The 17,766-nt window shown below is 59.7% G+C and carries 21 protein-coding genes and 1 pseudogene; 11 read left to right on the top strand and 11 right to left on the bottom strand.

What is annotated here, in order from left to right; all coding sequences use genetic code 11:
• Positions 1-6: 6 nt before the first annotated feature.
• The 4 genes from CWE01_RS22790 to CWE01_RS22775 all read right to left on the bottom strand — a co-directional run bounded on the left by CWE01_RS22790 (position 7) and on the right by CWE01_RS22775 (position 5,255).
• The gene (locus CWE01_RS22790; RefSeq protein WP_100942803.1) at positions 7-843 is read right to left on the bottom strand and encodes an AraC family transcriptional regulator; all 837 of its coding nucleotides are present in this window, start codon (positions 841-843) and stop codon (positions 7-9) included.
• Positions 836-3,367, bottom strand: coding sequence for a hypothetical protein (locus tag CWE01_RS22785; protein WP_256579403.1), 2,532 nt, complete (start codon positions 3,365-3,367; stop codon positions 836-838). The genes CWE01_RS22790 and CWE01_RS22785 overlap by 8 nt, the downstream gene beginning before the upstream one ends.
• Before the next feature lie 243 nt (positions 3,368-3,610).
• On the bottom strand, positions 3,611-4,537 hold the full coding sequence (gene pbpG, locus CWE01_RS22780) for a D-alanyl-D-alanine endopeptidase (RefSeq protein ID WP_100942802.1): 927 nt from the start codon (positions 4,535-4,537) through the stop codon (positions 3,611-3,613).
• Between the two features lie 133 nt (positions 4,538-4,670).
• Positions 4,671-5,255 carry a site-specific integrase gene (locus CWE01_RS22775; protein ID WP_315975338.1) on the bottom strand — a complete coding sequence of 195 codons (585 nt, stop codon included), beginning with the start codon at positions 5,253-5,255 and terminating at the stop codon, positions 4,671-4,673.
• 210 nt (positions 5,256-5,465) lie between these two features.
• Between CWE01_RS22775 and CWE01_RS22770 the strand changes: the two genes are divergently transcribed.
• The 5 genes from CWE01_RS22770 to CWE01_RS22750 all read left to right on the top strand — a co-directional run bounded on the left by CWE01_RS22770 (position 5,466) and on the right by CWE01_RS22750 (position 8,680).
• Positions 5,466-6,173 (top strand): DUF1983 domain-containing protein, encoded by a 708-nt coding sequence (locus CWE01_RS22770; protein WP_315975339.1) that lies wholly within the window; start codon positions 5,466-5,468, stop codon positions 6,171-6,173.
• 325 nt (positions 6,174-6,498) lie between these two features.
• Entirely contained in the window at positions 6,499-7,179 is a 681-nt protein-coding gene (locus CWE01_RS33350) for a hypothetical protein (RefSeq protein WP_177410504.1), read from the top strand.
• Positions 7,180-7,266: 87 nt separating this feature from the next.
• The gene (locus CWE01_RS22760; protein ID WP_100942800.1) at positions 7,267-7,800 is read left to right on the top strand and encodes a glycoside hydrolase family 19 protein; all 534 of its coding nucleotides are present in this window, start codon (positions 7,267-7,269) and stop codon (positions 7,798-7,800) included.
• Positions 7,797-8,165, top strand: coding sequence for a DUF6527 family protein (locus tag CWE01_RS22755; protein ID WP_100942799.1), 369 nt, complete (start codon positions 7,797-7,799; stop codon positions 8,163-8,165). Before CWE01_RS22760 ends, CWE01_RS22755 begins: the two co-directional genes overlap by 4 nt.
• Complete coding sequence (locus CWE01_RS22750) at positions 8,150-8,680, top strand: lysis system i-spanin subunit Rz (RefSeq protein ID WP_100942798.1); 531 nt, start codon at positions 8,150-8,152, stop codon at positions 8,678-8,680. The genes CWE01_RS22755 and CWE01_RS22750 overlap by 16 nt, the downstream gene beginning before the upstream one ends.
• Before the next feature lie 45 nt (positions 8,681-8,725).
• Here CWE01_RS22750 and CWE01_RS22745 read toward each other — a convergent pair whose 3' ends face one another.
• Entirely contained in the window at positions 8,726-9,061 is a 336-nt protein-coding gene (locus tag CWE01_RS22745) for a hypothetical protein (RefSeq protein ID WP_100942797.1), read from the bottom strand.
• Positions 9,062-9,121: 60 nt separating this feature from the next.
• Between CWE01_RS22745 and CWE01_RS34355 the strand changes: the two are divergent.
• Positions 9,122-9,256 (top strand): annotated as a pseudogene (locus CWE01_RS34355) (hypothetical protein); the annotation flags it as partial.
• Between the two features lie 650 nt (positions 9,257-9,906).
• On the opposite strand, the gene CWE01_RS22735 reads toward CWE01_RS34355, so the two are convergent.
• The gene (locus tag CWE01_RS22735; RefSeq protein WP_100942795.1) at positions 9,907-10,116 is read right to left on the bottom strand and encodes a hypothetical protein; all 210 of its coding nucleotides are present in this window, start codon (positions 10,114-10,116) and stop codon (positions 9,907-9,909) included.
• A gap of 416 nt (positions 10,117-10,532) precedes the next feature.
• Between CWE01_RS22735 and CWE01_RS22730 the strand changes: the two genes are divergently transcribed.
• A complete protein-coding gene (locus tag CWE01_RS22730; RefSeq protein WP_100942794.1) occupies positions 10,533-11,093 on the top strand; it encodes a hypothetical protein in 561 nt (186 codons plus the stop codon).
• Between the two features lie 86 nt (positions 11,094-11,179).
• On the opposite strand, the gene CWE01_RS22725 is transcribed toward CWE01_RS22730, so the two are convergent.
• From CWE01_RS22725 to CWE01_RS22715, 3 genes are all read right to left on the bottom strand, one after another.
• Positions 11,180-11,362: a hypothetical protein gene (locus tag CWE01_RS22725; protein ID WP_100942793.1), complete on the bottom strand. Its 183-nt coding sequence runs from the start codon at positions 11,360-11,362 to the stop codon at positions 11,180-11,182.
• Positions 11,363-11,472: 110 nt separating this feature from the next.
• On the bottom strand, positions 11,473-11,667 hold the full coding sequence (locus tag CWE01_RS22720; protein WP_100942792.1) for a hypothetical protein: 195 nt from the start codon (positions 11,665-11,667) through the stop codon (positions 11,473-11,475).
• Between the two features lie 232 nt (positions 11,668-11,899).
• Positions 11,900-12,235 carry a hypothetical protein gene (locus tag CWE01_RS22715; RefSeq protein WP_100942791.1) on the bottom strand — a complete coding sequence of 112 codons (336 nt, stop codon included), beginning with the start codon at positions 12,233-12,235 and terminating at the stop codon, positions 11,900-11,902.
• Between the two features lie 257 nt (positions 12,236-12,492).
• On the opposite strand from CWE01_RS22715, the gene CWE01_RS22710 reads away from it, so the two are divergent.
• On the top strand, positions 12,493-13,311 hold the full coding sequence (locus CWE01_RS22710) for a shikimate 5-dehydrogenase (protein WP_100942790.1): 819 nt from the start codon (positions 12,493-12,495) through the stop codon (positions 13,309-13,311).
• Positions 13,312-13,329: 18 nt separating this feature from the next.
• Here CWE01_RS22710 and CWE01_RS22705 read toward each other — a convergent pair whose 3' ends face one another.
• Positions 13,330-13,977 carry a YceH family protein gene (locus CWE01_RS22705; RefSeq protein WP_100942789.1) on the bottom strand — a complete coding sequence of 216 codons (648 nt, stop codon included), beginning with the start codon at positions 13,975-13,977 and terminating at the stop codon, positions 13,330-13,332.
• Positions 13,978-14,107: 130 nt separating this feature from the next.
• Between CWE01_RS22705 and CWE01_RS22700 the strand changes: the two genes are divergently transcribed.
• Entirely contained in the window at positions 14,108-14,617 is a 510-nt protein-coding gene (locus CWE01_RS22700) for a DUF1993 family protein (RefSeq protein ID WP_100943028.1), read from the top strand.
• Between the two features lie 173 nt (positions 14,618-14,790).
• Positions 14,791-15,945 carry an MFS transporter gene (locus CWE01_RS22695; RefSeq protein WP_100942788.1) on the top strand — a complete coding sequence of 385 codons (1,155 nt, stop codon included), beginning with the start codon at positions 14,791-14,793 and terminating at the stop codon, positions 15,943-15,945.
• Here CWE01_RS22695 and nhaR read toward each other — a convergent pair.
• A complete protein-coding gene (gene nhaR, locus CWE01_RS22690; RefSeq protein ID WP_100942787.1) occupies positions 15,942-16,847 on the bottom strand; it encodes a transcriptional activator NhaR in 906 nt (301 codons plus the stop codon). The two genes, CWE01_RS22695 and nhaR, sit on opposite strands and share 4 nt — an antisense overlap.
• A gap of 137 nt (positions 16,848-16,984) precedes the next feature.
• Here nhaR and CWE01_RS22685 point away from each other — a divergent pair, with 137 nt between their 5' ends.
• Positions 16,985-17,734 (top strand): TerC family protein, encoded by a 750-nt coding sequence (locus CWE01_RS22685; protein WP_100942786.1) that lies wholly within the window; start codon positions 16,985-16,987, stop codon positions 17,732-17,734.
• Positions 17,735-17,766: the final 32 nt, after the last annotated feature.

Raw genomic sequence — 17,766 nt, 5'->3', positions numbered from 1 at the left:
GGCGGATCAGCCGCGATACTGCCCCGGTGTCGCGGCCAGGTGTTGTTTGAACGCCCGCTGGAAGTGCGCCTGGTCGGCGAACCCGGCCTCCAGGGCAACGTCGGCGATCAGGCCGCCACGGCGCAGTCGATTGCGTGCGTACTGGATGCGCCGGTTGACCAGGAAAGCGTGGGGCGTCATGCCGTAATGCTGTTTGAAGGCGCGGGTCAGGTACGACGCCGACAACTGCGCGGCCTGGCAGATGTCTTCCAGCTTCAGGGCTTCGGTGCAGTGTTTGTGAATGTAGGCCGCGGCTCGTTCCAGCTTCTGGTTGATCTCTCTCACCGGCCGTGGCGCCGGGTTCAAGCGGTGCTGCAGCAGGGTGAAGAACTCGACCAGGGCACACTGTTTTTCCAGGAGCGCGGGCTCGTTGTCCACCAGGGTCTCGTACAGGTTGTTCAAACCCTCGTAGAGTGCCGGGTCGCTGGTGTGAGGCGTGGAAAATGCCCGGAAATCCAGATCCGGGCTGAACCCCAGTTCATGTTGCAGCGACGTCAGCCAGGCTATTTCGACATAGAACATGCGATAGGCCCAGGGCTGGTCTTCGATGGGGTTGCAGGCATGCACCTCACCCGGATTCATCAGCACCACGGTGCCGGCAGCGACCCGCCACTGGTTCTGCTCGTTGATATAGGTGCTCTGGCCGTGGGTGATCGCACCGATCGAGAAGTGTTCGTGGGAATGCCGGGAATAGCAGACCTTGCGGCCGTCCTGGATCGAGCGGGCCTCGATGAACGGCAGGCGTTCGTCCCGCCAGAAGTAGGGGGCCTTGTCATCGGGGAGGGCGGGGGAGGCTTTACTCATGAGCGGGTCCGGTGCGGGATGATTCGGTTCGGTGACGGGGCTGTAGCATAGCTTGCTCTTGCAGAAGCCGAAGCGGTTCCGGTCGCTCCAGGGTTTGCCAGGCCCGGGCATGAGTCGCCTCGGTTGCGCTCAGCCAGAGGTCTGTCTGTGGCTGCAAGGGTTCGGACGGCCACTCCAGTATCTCTTTCAAGACGATCTTCACACGAGTGCCCGGGTCGGAGCCATCCCTCTGGTCCCAGTCCGCTTCGAACTGGCGCACGTGCAGGGTGTCGGCGGTAAAGTCGATGAACTGCGGTCGGTTGCCCAGCCAGCCAGGGGCGGTGCGCAAGGTGCGTGCCTCGACGTCCAGCAGCAGGAGTTTCCAGGCGCGGCGGGTGTAGCTGTCGGCGAAGTCGCGGTGGTCGAGATAGAGTCGGGTCAGCGCCAGGTAACGTCCCTTCGGCGACCAGGCCATGGAGGGCGCCAGGTCCGACAGGGCGCAGCCGGAAGCGGTCAGCAGGTGTCCGCCCAGGCGAGCGATATGCCCGCGCCCCAGATCGTCGCCGTATTCGGTGCTGGTGCCGAACAGCCAGGCGGCGTCCAGACCGGTCGGGGACGGTTGGATAAACTCGCCTTCGGCGGTGGCGATCTGTGGCTGCTCAGCCAAACGCCAGGCGGGCAAGCCTTGCAGGCTGTCGGCACTCAATTGCAGTCTGCGCAGCTCGTGGTAGAGGCGCGAGTCTTCACGGTATTGGCAGAACTCCGCCGCCTGTGAAGCGTCAAGGGCGGCTTCGGTAAAACGTTGCAATGGCGTGCTGGCGACGTCCCGCGGCAGGCGCCCGACAATCACCGCTACGCTCAGCGTCATGGCCCTGAAATCCACCAGCGCGGCGACCCGCATCGTTGGGCTGTCGATCAGTCGGCGTTGGCGGGGATCGGCCACCACCACGCGGTCCGGTACTGCCGGATGCGGGGCAAACGGCACCAGCGCCAGGTAGCGGGAACAGTCGCTCACTCGATGATCCAGGCGCCAGAGGCCGGGCAGTGTCCAGTCGCCGATCTGGCATTGGTAGCCGGCTGAGTCGTCCTGGTCGACCTGGACCTGGCTGAAGCATGCGCGGATGCCATGCGCCAGCGGCTCTGACTCGATGGCCACGCTGGCCATGCTCCCGTCGCTGTCCAGCGGCAGGGCCAGGCGGATACGGGGCCTGTTCCATTCGGCAGTTTGCTCGCGGCCCAGAGGGTCGTGGCCGACCAGGATTTGCGAGTCGCTGTGGATACTGTGCAACTGGTAGCCGAAATGTCCATTGTCAGGTTGTGACAACGGCAGCTCGGTCCCCAACCAGACCTGCTGCTCGTCCAGCGCCAGCGGGTCGCTCCAGTATCCGCTGGGGTTGCGGTTGTCGCTGCTCCAGGGGCTGCGCAGCGGCCGCCAGCCCCGATCCTGCTGCCAGAGCCATAGCGGCCGGTACGGCTCTGACGAGTCGAGTGTGCGGGCGCGACAGACCAGGCTGCGGCTGTCGGCGTTCCAGGCAATCGGCGTCTGGGCCATGATCAGCAAGGGCGACGGGACGCCATCGAGGCTGAGCCGGTAATCGGGATGGAGGATCGGTCGGGTCGGCTGGTCCAGTTCCCGCAGGCTCACGGGCAGGTTCAACTGGCCGTGCAGCCGATGTCGACCATTGGGGGAGTGATATTCGATCTGTTGCTGGGCCAGGGCTTGCTGCCAGTTGCCCGGTTCCAGCCAGAGGTCGCTGACTGGGAGCAGGTCGATGGCTTGGGCGTCTTGCAATAACTCTTCAAGGGCATGCAGGTGGGAACCGTTGTCGACCAACGGACTGTAACGTCCACCCAGGCCTTGCTCGTTGAAGGTGTCCAGTTCCCAGAACTGATCCGCCTGGCAGCGATAGAGGCGGCGCAATGAGCGATCGAGGATCACCAGGCCCCAGCTGCCCCGTGACGGAATGGGCGCAGCGAAGTAGCGGGCATCGCTGGAAAAACGCGCCGAGGCCCCCAGCCCTTCGAGCAGGACGCCGTCGGGAAACAGGTAGTCGCACATTACCGGACCGCCCATGGCGATTTCGCCGTGGTTGAACACCCGGATCGGCTCGCCTTCGGGTGTCAGTGTCGGCTCCTGGCCACCCCAGGCACTGGCACCGTTGCCGGCGGGTGGGTTTTGCGTGGTGGGCTTTACCAGGCCCAGGCGCCGTTCCCAAATGCTCACGCAAGCCAGCCCGGGGAAAATCGCCAGGCAGGCGGCCGCGATATCCCAGTAATCGGGCAGTGCCCGCCCGAGGCTGAAGCCCAGGCCGAAGACCGCCGAGATCATCAGCCGGGCAAAGGCCCGTCCGCCCTTGGGCCAGCCGAGTTTCACACAGACCCACATCGCACTGGCGCAGGCGAGGACCACGGTCAGGGCGAGAAGGGGTGGGAGGATCGTTACGAAGAACATCGGCACCAGCAGCACCAGGAGCAGCCACAGCAATTCGAGCAACAGGCGGCCGATGTTTTTGTTCTCGGGGATGGGGTTGCGGGCGGCACTCACGGATGACGTCCTGTACGACGGAGGCGGAGCGCGATTATGCCGGTTTGGGTGCGCTGCGGCACCTCTGGGTTTACGGCGACGGGTTGGATTCCGCTTGCGGCGGATCGAGCGAGACCGTTGAAGTCACATCACTGCCCGCGAGGCAGACTGACGGACCCAGCTCTTCCAGGTGATAGGCGCGCAGGAACAGGCACCCGAGCACGACAGCGCGTGGCCCGAAGAATCGGGCCACGGTATCAGGGCTTACTTTGACGCTTGGGTACGGCTCTTGAGGTTCTTGTCGCTCTTGTAGCGCAGGGCCACATCCGGTACGCCACCGCTCTTGCCGGTTTCGATCCAGTTGCGGATCCGGCTGGCATCGGCGAAATGGGTGTACTTGCCGAACGCATCGAGAATCACCAGGGCTACCGGGCGACCGCCCATGTTGGTGACGAGTACCAGGCAGTGACCGGCCTGGTTGGTGAAGCCGGTCTTGGTGATCTTGATGTCCCAGTTGTCTTTATTGACCAGATGGTCGGTGTTGTGAAAGCCCAGGGTGTAGTTGGGCTTGCGGAACGCCACGGTCTTTTCCTTGGTGGTGCTCAGTTCGCTCAACATCGGATAGTGACGTGCTGCCATCAGCAACTTGCTGAGGTCACGGGCGGTGGAAACGTTATGGACCGAGAGGCCGGTGGGCTCCACGTAGTGGGTGTTGATCATGCCCAGGGACCTGGCCTTGGCGTTCATCGCCGCGATAAAGGCCGCATAACCGCCCGGGTAGTGGTGGGCGAGACTGGCCGCCGCACGGTTCTCCGAAGACATCAGGGCGATCAGCATCATTTCCTTGCGCGGCAGCTCGCTGTTGAGCTTGACCCGGGAGAACACCCCTTTCATTTCCGGGGTATCGGCGATGTTCACCGAGATGTACTGGTCCATCGGCAGCTTGGCGTCCAGTACCACCATGGCGGTCATCAGCTTGGTCACCGAGGCGATCGGCACGATCACGTCCGGGTTGCTGGAGTAAAGGGTCTTGTTGGTTTGCAGATCGACAACCAGGGCGCTGCCGGAAGCGACTTGCAGATGACTGGTATCACGGGGGGCGGAGACGGTTTCGCGGGCTTCTACGCCAGGGGTGATGACGGCGCCTGCCAGGACAAAAACCAGGCCGAAAATGGAATGACGAATGTTCACGCGGATGGACTCGCAAAAAATAATGGGTAAACCGTTGGTAACGGGTCGTTCTGAAAAAAAGCGTTACATTTTATGAATATAGTTCAGGAAGTTGCCATACCTCTGTAGATATTGGGCTTAACTGACACAAAATTTACTTTTGTACCAATTTTGTACCAATTCTCTCTTCGAGTTTCCCGATCTCGGTCCAATCCGTGGTTGAGCTAAGCCAGCGTGCATAGGTCGATAAGAGGACCTGAACGCTGTGTCCTAACTGGCCTGCGATGAACGCCGGATTCATGCTGGCCATAAGACACATAGTAGCGTACGTATGGCGGCAGTTGTATGGATTGCGGCCCCTTATTTTAAGGGCCTCCAGGGCCTTGGCGAAGTGACTGGCCGGGGTCGCGACGCGCCTGATGTATTCGGAGCTTCCCGATGGCTGGAACACGTATTGAGACGACTTTCGGACGCGCCGAAGGTCATCATCGCGCTCCCCAGCTATGCCCTTTGCATTGGCCAGGGCGCCCAAGGCGCGACTGTTCAGCATCACCTTCCTCGCGTACTTGGTTTTAGTGCGCTCCTCAACCTCCCCGCCAACGACGATACGGCAAACATGGGCAGTTCGCGCCGCCATATCGATCTCATCCCAGCGGAGAGCCATCAGCTCTCCGGTCCTCATTCCCGAGTAGAACGCAAACTCGAAGTAGGCGGCATAAATCCGTACCGCTTTGGGCATGGGGATTCCTCGCCCGCTCGGCGGTCGACGGGCTGGAGTTGGGAGGGAGTCAGGGCTGGGCGTTACGAGAAAGCGCGTGCGCCAGATGGCGCGCATAAGTAGAGACGGCTCGGCATCAAGCTGAAGTGGGGCATCCCGCAGGAACTGAGTACCGCCGACCTGCAGCGCACGGAGATCTGGTACAGCCAGACCAACGTCATCGGCACGGCCGTGAAGTTCGGCGACTATGCAAACCCGCAAACCGACCTGACGATCATGGGCCTGGCCGCCGGCGTGCGGTTCTTCTTCTGGGCGCGCCTGGTAGACCGGATCGGCAACGAGGGTGCTTTCTACGGCCCGGTCAACGGTCAGTCATCAGCCGACGCCGGGCCGATTCTGGACTACCTCAACGACCAGATCACGGAGACGCAACTCAGCCAGCACCTGCTGGAGAAGATCGATTCCGGCGGTGGCGCGCAGATTGAAATCGACGCGCTCAAGACCGAGCTCGCCGCGATGTACAGCATCAAGACCCAGCTCACCGTGGACGGGAAGCCGTATCTGGCCGGGATCGGCGTCGGCGTTGAGAACAACGAAGGGATCATCACGAGCCAAGTTCTGATTGCTGCCAGTCGCTTTGCAATCATTGATCCGAATACGACTGACGTCTTCTATCCATTCGTTGTTCAGAATAATGCGGCCTACATAAAGTCTGCATTTATTCAGGATGGGTCAATAACGAATGCGAAGATCGGAAACTATATTCAGTCAAATAACTACGTCCCTAACTCTACTGGCTGGAAGCTGTTTTTTGACGGAACATTTGAGATAAATGGCGCGCTAGGCGGCAAAGCCAGGCAGGTTATTAATAACTTCGGCGGCAAAGTTTATGATGAAAACGGCATTAAGCGATATCAGTGGGGAGATTTAAACGCATGAGTTATGGGATCAGAACCTGGGGGGCAGATGGATCCCTACAGCTGGACGAAAACTCTTTTACGATGCGAGTGGTGTTATCGACACTTGTTTTCGAAACTGGGGGATTCACGGACTTTCCAGTGCCCGGATGTACTCCGCAAAATTGCAGTGCTGTGGTCGTGCCGCTCGGCCCGCTTTCGAACCCAGCCACCCAGGACCCCTATGCTATTCAATTTGAGCCGGAGGTCCTGAATGGGGTAGTGCGGGTTTGGAAGGGTCATCGCACCGCAGTACAGGGGATCTTCGCACGTGGCACCCAGCGATTAATAGTTATGAGGTTCAAGTAATGAGCTACGGAATGCAGTTTGTTAATTCCGGAAATGTTACTACCCTAGACTCGGAATTTTCGCGATTGTCTATTATGTCGTCAGGCCGATTCACGCCGGGCGCAGACGGTTTTAATTCCTATACGAATTTTGTGAGACCAGTAACTACTCAAGAGCCGCCTCTGGTCTTCGTTAAAATGGATCGCGTGTCCGGCTCAATGGGGTTTGGGTGGGCGCAAGTCCAAGGTGCGGCGGGTAATTGGACTGGGTTCTCAATGATCCGATATAGCATCAATACCGCGCCTTTAAGTGGGGAATATTTTGCAGCCGCGTTTCAAGCCGCCCCCGTGGCCCGGTACGGTTTCAGGCTATGGGATGCTTCAGCAAAACTGATCGCAGATAGCGGAACCCCAAGTGCCTTGTTTACTAGTGGCTCTGCCGCATGGTATTACGTCACTGCTAGTAAAAACTCGCAAGGGCAAGATGTCATAACCTTTGCTACCCCCTACAGTTTTTCTACTAGCGATTTTTTGTTATTAAATAACTTCGGGATGGATGTGGCAGGCGCCCGGCTTCGCTCGGCAAAGCTCTATTGCCTTTGGAACTTCAGTACGGGGCAATTAAACGCAGTTACAATAGGCACAACAAACGTTGTGACGCTATACATTCCAGCTATTTTTGCGAGGCTATCAAACAATTGAGTAAATAACGGGCCGGGTTAACCAGTCCGATATACAAATTTCACAGAGGCCCGCCAAGCGCGGGTTTTTTATTACCTGGAGAAAACCATGCCCGTCACCCAGCAGCAGTTGCTACAGATCCTCCCGAACGCCGGCGTCAAAGCCGGCGTTTTTGCACCCGTGCTCAACGCGGCAATGCAGAAGTACCAGATTGTCGGCACGCTGCGCACTGCTGCCTTCATTGCCCAGGTCGGCCACGAATCGGGCCAGTTACGCTGGGTCCGCGAGATCTGGGGGCCTACCGTTGCCCAGGCCGGCTACGAGGGTCGAAAAGACCTCGGAAATACCGTGCCTGGCGATGGCTCCAAGTACCGTGGGCGCGGCCTGATCCAGATCACCGGGCGCGCAAACTACAAGGCGTGCGGTGATGCCCTGGGCCTGGATCTGGTGAATCAGCCTGAGCTGCTCGAGCAGCCGCAGTATGCGTGCCTGTCCGCCGCATGGTTCTGGGCGAGCAGGGGCCTGAACACCCTGGCCGACGCCGGCGACTTCACGAAGATTACGAGCAGGATCAGCGGTGGCCAGAATGGCGCCGCAGATCGCCAGGCGCTGTATGACCTGGCGCTGAAGGTGTTGCCATGAACGAAATCAAAACCATTGGGCGAGCTCTGGGGCAGGCGGCCGACGGCTCGTTGATGTTCTTCTGCAATGGGTGCGACGAGCCGCACAGGATTCAAGTCGGCGATGGTCCTGGCCCGCGCTGGGGCTACAACGGCAATCCTAATGCGCCGACGTTCACACCATCGGTGCTTGCGAAGGGCGTCCAACAAGTGACCGACGAAGAGCACGCGACCCTCATGGCCGGTGGTCATGTTGAGCCCAGGCCATTCGTCTGTCACTCGTTCATCACCGATGGCCGTATCCAGTTCCTGGGCGACAGCAGCAATCATCTGGCCGGCCAGACTGTCGATCTGCCGGACTGGGAGGAATCATGGAATCGTTGGTAGGACGAATTGCCCCATACCTGACCGTCTTGCTGCTGGTCCTGGTGGCCAGTGGCTCGGCGGCACTGGCTTGGCGGGTTCAGGCCTGGCGCTATGGCCTGCAGTTGGAAAGCCAGGCCCTGCTGCACCAGCAGGATCTGGCAGAAATCAGCAATGCCGCGGCTGCCCAGCAGCGTGCCGAACAGGACAAACGACTGGTGCTCGAGCAGCGCCTGGCCGCGTCCGACCAAACCCACCAGCAGGAGATGACAAATGCTCAGAAAGACCAGGCTCGCTTGCGCGATCGTCTTGCTACCGCTGACCTACGGCTGTCAGTCCTCGTCGCCCCGGGTTCAGCCGGTGTCGGCGACCTGCCTGCCGCCGCCACCGCCGGCGGCATGGTTCATGGAGCCACGCGAGCCAGACTTGACCCGCAGGCTGCTCAACGAATTGTCGGAATCACCGGCGACGGTGACCAAGGACTGATCGCCCTGGCGGCATGCCAGGACTACGTCAAAGAAGTGTATTCGCCCAAGTAAAAGGAGCGACCTGCCTGGGTAGGCCGAGCCTGCTGAGCGCAACCGCTATTTCTTGTCATTGTCCGGTGGCTCCGCAGAGCCATGAAGAGCAATGATGGCCTCTGCTTGCGCCTTGGCGATGATGCGTAAAGCCTCGGCAGGCCTCTCCCTGGAGAACTGGGTTAGCCAGTTTTCGAGCTCGGTCTGCTCGAATTTCATTTCCACCAAAAACGACCCCGAGAGGGATGCCTTCTCGATCTTGCCGTATGCGGAGAGAGCGTCATGCCAGAAAACTGGACCCGAAGATAGCGGCCTGTAACCCTTCGCTTCGTTCGCAACAGGCTTCAGGGTGTGGTGATGCTGGGTCATCTCTCGTCCCCAGCCCCTCAGTGTAAGCTTCATAGTTACATCCATGTCTTTGTGATGCCAGGATGCTACTAGCGATTCCGTGGTCGAGCAACGGTGTCGGCGTGGGCTGCCGCCGGACTGCGCCAAGCCGATAGCCTGGAGGTGAAGGTGCGCGCGCTGCTGGCCGAGCGCAGGCAGCGGATGGGGTACGAGGGGGGGGTGGTCGCTTCGGTCTCGGCTTGCCGGTGACCTGCGGGTTTACGTTACGAGCGTGTGCCAGTTAGCGCGAAAGCCTGGAGCTCGAGGTTGTTCTTCATTCGCTGCATAGAGCAGCCATTGCGGCCAGGAAATTCCGGATATCAAAAAGCCCGCACGTGCGGGCCTAAGTCGAGCATCAAGGGGGGAGTATTAGCTCGACTCAGTAAGTATAGATAAGGAAAAAATATCGGAGAACAGCATGCAAAGAAAAGCCCGCGATGGGGGAGCGGGCTTAAGGGGTGTTCACTAGGAGCAGGGATAAACATAGGCGCTCGACTGTGAAAGGGATGTGAAAGGCCAGCGTAACCCATACCTACAACCTATTCTCGGTACATCAACAGTCGGTGCTGGAGTCTATGGTCACCTATCGAATAGAGAAAACCAGCAAGGGGTGGGCGATGTTCAGAGCCCGTAAATTTCGACCTGTAATCGAGGCTGAGACGAAGGAGGAGTTGGTGAAGCTAGCCGCCCAAGCATTGGCAGGCAGCCGAGTGGCGGTGCGTATTCAGAACAAAAACGGCACTTTCCAGGAACTGAGGTTCTAGGGCCCCCTACGCGTACTTCTGCGTCGATGGTGTGTGGTACCGGGCGAGTATGAACAAAATTTTGAGTCGAGCTCAAGAGCGCTGAGCTATGGAGTGTCACTCGGGTGAGTTGAGCACTGCCAGGCTCATGCTGATGAACTCGAGGTTGTTGTCCAGTGGCCAGAGTGCGGCGCGGATGTTGTCGGCCACCTCGACAGAACCGCGCTGCTCGACCCAGTTGGACAATTCTTCGATCGCTGCTCCCAAGGCGAGCTGGTTCTCGTTGAGCTTGGTGAGCAGGGCTGGTAGCAGGTCTGTATTTGGCATGGTTGGGCCTCCTTGATGGAGATAGCGTAGCAGGAGTGGATTGGGGATTCTGTTCGTTCGGCAGGACGCCGGAGGTGGGGTTAGGCTTGTACCAATTCTCGTACCACTGCGTGCGTTTTGCAGGTTTTCGATGAGTGGTCGAGCGTGTTAAGCCTCAATAAACGCTGGGGCTTAACACGCTGCGTCACGTACTGAAACGCGAAAATCATTTTATGAATATAGTTCAGGAACTGTCGATTGTTCTTCGAGTGGCGGCAAAAAACCCTTAAAAAGTAAGAAGAATTTAAGGTTTTTCCTGAGTGATGGCTATTTAATTGTGTATCCAGCCTGATACGTGGTGGTGCGGGCCTCACGCACCGATTAGCATCGGCCCTTGCGGCGTAATCAGCGCGATCCAATGACTCAGGAGTCCGGCAATGCCGAAGGGTTTGATCAGCAGGGATTACCTGCCCATGGTGGTCTGGGCGGGGATGGTGGCGGTGCTGTTGCTGGGCTTTGCTTTCTTTCCGAAATCGGCGGACTGGTATGGCTGGATCCAGGCCGTGGGCCTTGTGGTCGGCTTGATGGTGGCGATCAGTGTGCCGGCGATCCAGCGCAAGCAGGAATTCCAGGAACAGCGCAAGCAGCGTCGTGAACGTGACGTGGGTTATGCGCGGCGGTTGCACTATTTCGGCATCGAACTGCTGGATCTGCTGGGGCGTATCAGTGCCAATCTGGCGCACCTGCGGGCGTCGGATCGGCATCGCTGTCAGCGCACCCTCGAGGATTTCCTGCACCGTCTGTTCGAGTCGCATAAGGATGACCTGAACGACGACCGGATCGTCATCAGCCATGAACTGCGCCAGGTGACCCAGGCGCTGATCGACGAGTTGGAAAGTGGTCGCAGCGACCGCGTGGTGATGATCGAGCTGGAGAAGCGTTTGCAAAAGCTCACCCATCGTGCCCAGGTCAATGCCGCCTTGGCCGAGCGCGGCTGATCGGCACAGTCCCATAAAAAAGCCCGCAACGAATGCGGGCAAAGGGGTGTGCGGAGCAACGCACGTTTTCGGGAATCCTGGGCCGGTCAGGCGTTCAGCGCAGACAGGTTCATGCTTTGCGACGAAGTCTTGGCGGCCATCAGTGAGGTGAACGGTCCGCTGATCGGTACACCGTCTCGAACCAGATACCAGCAGGCGAGCAGGCCCAGCTCTCTGAGCGAGGGGGGAACGGCGCTGCCGATTACGGACATGATTTGTACCTTGGCCATGAGGACCTCCATCAATCTATGGAGCTACCTTAAGGCCCGGCCCGATCAGAGGAAAATCATCGCGCTCGATAGTGGACATCGACGAGATCGACAGGCGGCAATAGAGTGCGTCAGTCGACGACCTGATCCAGCATCTTCAGCACTTCCTGCTCATTCAGCAGCCCCTTGCGGACCAGGTTCTCGGCCAGCAACGAGAGAAATTTGGCCGTGCGGTGGCCTTCGAGCTGCTTGAGCTCGGTCAGGGCGCTGTAGACCTTGCTGGACGTGCAGAGGCCAGCGGTGCGATGTGGGTTCTGTGTCGGCATGGTTCGTCCTTGTTCTTATCATTTAGCCTGATCTTGCTGATCGGGCATGGCATAAATATGACAGTCGTATTAAGGCCCATCCTGGGCGACGACAGGTCATATGATGCCTTTTATTGCCGGTGGATGGTTGTCTTGCCTGCGACCTTTGCTGGCGCAATTCAGACATCGACGTCCGGATATCGCAAAAAAAAGCCCCGCTCTTGCGAGCAGGGCCTGGTGTGCTGCCTGTCGATTACCAGCGTGGGCCGCCGTAGTAATGCGGGTGGCCGTAGTAAACAGGACGGCCATAGTAACCACCCTGGACATAGACAGGGGCTGGTTGGACATAGACCGGTTGCTGGACATAGACCGGAGGCGGCTGCTGTACATAGACAGGGGCCGGTTGCACATACACAGGCTGTTGAACGTAAGCCGGGCGGCTGTTCGACATCACCGAACCGACGATGGCTCCGCCGATCACGCCACCCAACAAGGCAGGGCCGACCCAGTTGCCACCGTGGGCAGAGGCCTGGCCTGCGACAGCGAGTGCACCAACGAGCAAGGCTATCTTGGGGATTGTACGAATCATGATTATTCCTCGGGTTCCAACCCCAGCGCTTGTTGTCTGCAATAGACTCAAGGACTGTCGCGGGGATACTTCTATGACAACGACTTTCTGAAAAATTGCGAAGCCGTTGAGTAAATTTTTTGTAAGGTTCCTGGCGTCGTTTCTTTGACGGGTATCCGAAGCTTGAGCCAGAGCCTTGCAGCGAGAGTCCATGATCGACGAAAGTAGGATAAATGCCTAATCCCTTTTGTCCGAAAACACCCTTCAGGAGATGAAACATGCAGATGAACCCCAACAAAGACACCCAATTGTGCATGTCGTTGTCGGGGCGCCCCGGGAATTTCGGTTTGCGTTTCCACAACCATCTTTATGAGCAACTCGGCCTGAATTTTTACTATAAGGCGTTCAGCAGCCAGGACCTGACCGGCGCGGTCGGCGGGATTCGGGCCCTGGGCATTCGGGGTTGCGGAGTGTCGATGCCGTTCAAGGAGGCGTGCATCGCCCTGGTGGATGAGCTGGATGCATCCGCCGCGGCGATTCAGTCCATCAATACCATCGTCAACACGGCAGGCCATCTGAAGGCCTATAACACCGACTACATCGCCATCGCGCAGTTGCTCCAGACCCATTCGGTGCCCAAGGACATCAGCTTTGCGCTACGTGGCAGTGGCGGCATGGCCAAGGCCGTGGCGTCGGCCCTGCGTGATGGCGGTTACCGTAATGGCGTGATCGTGGCCCGCAACGAAGCCGCGGGCCGGGCGCTGGCGCAGAGTTGCGGTTATGAGTGGCAGGCGGAGCTGGGGACGCTGCGTCCGCGGATGCTGGTCAATGTCACGCCGATCGGCATGAGCGGCGGCCCGGAGGCGGATCAACTGGCCTTCGAGGCCGCGGCGGTGGCGGCGGCCGACACGCTGTTCGATGTGGTCGCGGTGCCCTCGGAAACCCCGTTGATTCTAAGCGGCAGGGCCCAGGGCAAGCAGGTGATCACCGGGCTCGAAGTGATTGCTATCCAGGCGCTGGAACAGTTCGTGCTGTACACCGGTGTGCGGCCCAGCGAAGAACAGTTCCAGAAAGCGGTGGCCTTTGCGCGCAGTTGAATGACGAGGCTGGCGGGGTTACTCCAATCGCGCCAGACGTTCTTCAAGCGCGGCGATCCGAGCTTCGAGCTCTTCGATACGCTCCACGGACACCGCACCGGCCGCACTGCGCTCCGGTCCCTGCTGACGGGCCGCGAGGATCGCCTCGATATCCGCCGGGTCGCCCAGGGCGTGGGTATAGCGGTCTTCCCGCTGCCCGGCCTGTTTGGGAATCAGCAGGGCCAGGCCACGGGCAATCAGGCGTTCCAGCTGATGCACGACCTGCTCGCTGTCTTCGAAGTCATGCATCCGGCCACTGCGGGTCAGCAGTTCGTTGACCGTCTGCGGGCCACGCAAAAACAGCAGGCCGATCAATACCACCTGGGCCGGCACCAGTTCCAGGGCTTTTTCGACCCGATGTTCCCAGCGGTCGGCACGGCTGCCCATCACCAGGCGGGTGAAGCCGCGGCCTTCAAGGGCGCGCAGGCTCTGGCCGACCTGGCCCGGGTTGAGGTTCGTCACCGGTTCGCGGCTGGTTTTCTGGTTGCAGGCCAGCACCAGGGCATTGAGGGTCAGGGGATAGGTTTCCGGGCTGGTGGCCTGCTTTTCGATCAAGGAGCCCAGGATGCGAATTTCCGTGCTGTTCAATTGTGGTTGATCGACGGAAGTCTCTTGCTCGCTGCCCATTGTGCGTTTCCCTGTGCGTTGAAAGGTCGTAAGCGTAGGGCCTTCAACCGTAAAAAGACAAGCCGCGATGCGCTTCAGCCTGGCTATAATCGCCCAGCTTCACTCCTGCCATTTTCACTGCGAGATCCTCATGACCATTTCCCTGTACGCAGCTTCCATTCCGGTTTTCAAGCAAATGCTCAATGCCTTGAGCGACGTTCTGAACAAGGCCGAAGCCCATGCGGTGGCAAAGAACATCGAGCCGAGCGTTTTCGTACAAGCCCGTCTGGCCCCTGACATGTTCGCGTTGAACCGTCAGGTGCAGATCGCGGTCGATTTCGCCAAGGGCGTTTCTTCGCGTCTGGCCGAGATCGACGTGCCGTCCTACCCGGACAGCGAAACCACCTTCGCCGAATTGCAGGCACTGATCACTAAGGTGCTGGCTCACCTGGACAGCATCACCCCTGACCAGATCGACGGCAAGGAAGGCATCGAGATCGTGACCCGTCCGGGCACCCCGAAAGAGAAGCGCTTCACTGGCCAGGCTTACCTGCTGACTTACGGCCTGCCACAGTTCTTCTTCCACGTGACCACTGCCTACGCGATCCTGCGCCACAACGGCGTGGAAATCGGTAAGCGTGACTACATGGGCGCGTTCTGATTTCCCACGGATTGATACCGGTTCAAATCTGACTGACCGGTGAGATCTTGTGGTGAGCGGGCTTGCTCGCTCACCACACACCTTCTGTTATACTGGTCACTTCCCCTCTGTTCTCATCTCTTATTCAGCGGGCCCTCGGGCTATCGCTGGCGTTGTCGTTTCCGGAGTGATTCATGTTGTTGCCCATTCTGCTGTTGTCAGCCGCCGGATTTACCGTGCTGACGACGGAGTTCGTGATTGTCGGCCTGTTGCCGGCAATTTCCCGCGACCTTGACGTCAGCATTCCCCAGGCGGGTCTGCTGGTGACCTTGTTCGCGTTCACCGTCGCCGCATTCGGGCCTTTCCTGACCGCGTACTTTTCGCGTTTCGAGCGCCGGCGCCTGTTTATCAGCATCCTGGTGATGTTCGGCCTGGCCAACACCGTGGCGGCATTGGCGCCGAATATCGGGGTCATGGCCATCGCCCGCTTGCTGCCGGCATTGGGGCTGCCGGTATTCTGGGCCCTGGCCAGCGAAACGGCGGTGGACATCGTCGGTCCCGACTATGCCGGGCGGGCGATCGAAAAAATCGGCTTCGGCATTGTCTGTGCGACGGTGTTCGGCATTCCCGTCGGCACCTTGATCTCCGACGCCTGGGGTTGGCGCAGCGCCTTTGGGATCCTGGCGGTGGTGGCCCTGGTCAAGGCCTTGTTGCTCTGGCGTTACCTGCCGGCCACGCGCCTGCACCTGGAGCAAGTGTCCTTGCGCTCGCAGTTCGGCATCCTGCGTCGTCCGCTGATGATCGGCCATGTGCTGTTGTCGATCCTGGTGTTCTGCGGCATGTTCACCGCCTACACCTACCTGGCGGATATCCTCGAACGCCTGGCCGGTTTCAACGGTACGGTGGTCGGCTGGTGCCTGATGGGCTTCGGTGCCGTAGGACTGATCGGCAACTCCCTGGGCGGGCGCATGGTCGATCGCCATCCGCTGATCGCATCGATGGTGTTCTGCGCCTTCATGATCGGCGGCATGGTTGCCCTGGTGCCGAGCATTCACTCCACCCTTGGCCTGGCGGCGGCCATGGGCGTCTGGGGCGTGACCCAGGCGGCCCTGTTCCTGGTCAGCCATGTCCGTCTGATGAAGGTCGCGCCCCATGCGCCGGCCTTCGCCGCGTCGCTGAACATCGCCGGGGCCAACCTGGGGATCGGCCTGGGGGCGCTGGTGGGTGGTCGGGTGATCGATAACCTGGGCCTGGGCAGCCTGGGGTTTGCCGCCGCCGGTTTTATCCTGCTGTCGATTTTGTTGGCGCTGGCGCTGATGAGCGCCAAATCCCGGACGGTCAGCGCTTAGTCTTCCTGGGTGGTGAAGAGCTCGCGTCGAGCCCCCTCGGTAATGGCAACAATGCCAGGGTGCTTGACCTTGCGTTCCACCGAGATCGCGTAGAACGATTCGCTTACCGCATCGGTCTGGCCGATCAGCTCGACGCCGTACTGCCGGCACACCTCCTCGGCGATCACGCTCGGGGCAATGAAAATCCCGCTGCCGGATTGGCCGAATGCCTGCATCAGCGCACTGTCGTCGAACTCGCCGACGATCCTCGGGTGCAGGTGTTGTTCGGCGAACCAGCGCAAGAGCCGGCTGCGCACCACGCTTTCCTGTCCGGGAATCAGCAGCGGTGCGCCATGCAGGCAACGTGGAAAATCCTCGTCATGGCGCGCTGCCAGTGCCGACGTGGCAAAAAAGCTGATCCCGCATTCCCCCAGCTTCTGGCTATAGCCCTTGATGTCCAGATGGCTGGGCATGGGGCTGTCGGAAATCACCAGGTCCAGGCGCTGGATCGCCAGGTCGGCGAGCAGGCGTTCGAGCTTGTCTTCGCGGCAGGTGATACGGATCGGCTCATCCAGCTCCATGGTCGGCGCGATCAGGCGGTAGACGATGGATTTGGGGACCACGTCCGCGACCCCGACCCGCAGCAGTCGCTGCTGCTCGTTCGGCTGGGTGCGCAGCATGGCTTCCAGTTCATTGCCCAGTTGAAACATCTGCTCGGCATAGGGCAGGGTCCGACGCCCGGCTTCGGTCAGTTCCAACTGTCGTCCGGCCTTGCGGAACAGCTCGACGCCAAAGGTCTGTTCCAGCAGGCTGATCTGGCCGCTGATGGTTTGCGGCGTCAGGTTCAACTGCTCGCAGGCCCTGACGATACTGCCGGTCCTGGCCACGACCCAGAAATAGTGCAACTGGCGATAATTGAGCATCGGGTTCTGTTCAGTTCGTTAAAACCGAAGTATAGCGTTTAAAAATACGAATTTTCCTGAAGTGTCTGTTTCCCTAGAATGCTGCGCTATCGGTGGGCCAGGACGTGGCCGCCTTACTCCCGAATCAGGACTGAACCATGGAATACCTGTTGCAACTCGCCGTCAGCCCCACCGCCTGGATTGCCCTGGCGACGCTGATCGTCATGGAAATCGTGCTGGGCATCGACAACCTGATCTTCATCTCGATCCTGACCAACAAGCTGCCGGCGCAGTTTCGCACCAAGGCCCGACGTATCGGTATCGGCATGGCCCTGATCCTGCGCCTGGGCTTGCTGGGCACCATCGCCTACATCGTCAAGCTCACCGCACCGGTGATCGAGGTGTTTGGCCAGGCGTTCTCCTGGAAGGACATGATCCTGATTGCCGGTGGCCTGTTCCTGGTGTGGAAGGCCACCACCGAGATTCACCACAGCATGGACCCCGAGGCCAAGGAGGCCGAAGACAGCAGCGCCGGTATCTCCCTGGGCTTTGCGGCGGCGATCGGCCAGATCCTGATGCTCGACATGGTCTTTTCCATCGACAGCATCATCACCGCCGTGGGCATGACCGAGCATCTGCCGATCATGGTGATCGCGGTGGTGGTGGCGGTGCTGGTGATGCTGCTGGCGTCCGAGCCGCTGGCGAAGTTCATCAACGACAACCCGACGGTGGTGATGCTGGCCCTGGGCTTCCTGATCATGATCGGCATGACGTTGATCGCCGAAGGCTTCGGCGCCCATGTGCCCAAGGGTTATGTCTACGCGGCGATGACCTTCTCCGCAGTGATCGAAGGTTTGAACATGCTGGCCCGCCGTGCCCGGCACAAGCGTCAGGTAGCAGAAAACTGATAGCGGTTGCGTGTCTAGTCCTGAAATAGGTT

The organism is Pseudomonas sp. QS1027, from assembly GCF_002814235.1.
Taxonomy (GTDB): domain Bacteria; phylum Pseudomonadota; class Gammaproteobacteria; order Pseudomonadales; family Pseudomonadaceae; genus Aquipseudomonas.
This window is presented reverse-complemented; position numbering and strand designations above follow the sequence as displayed.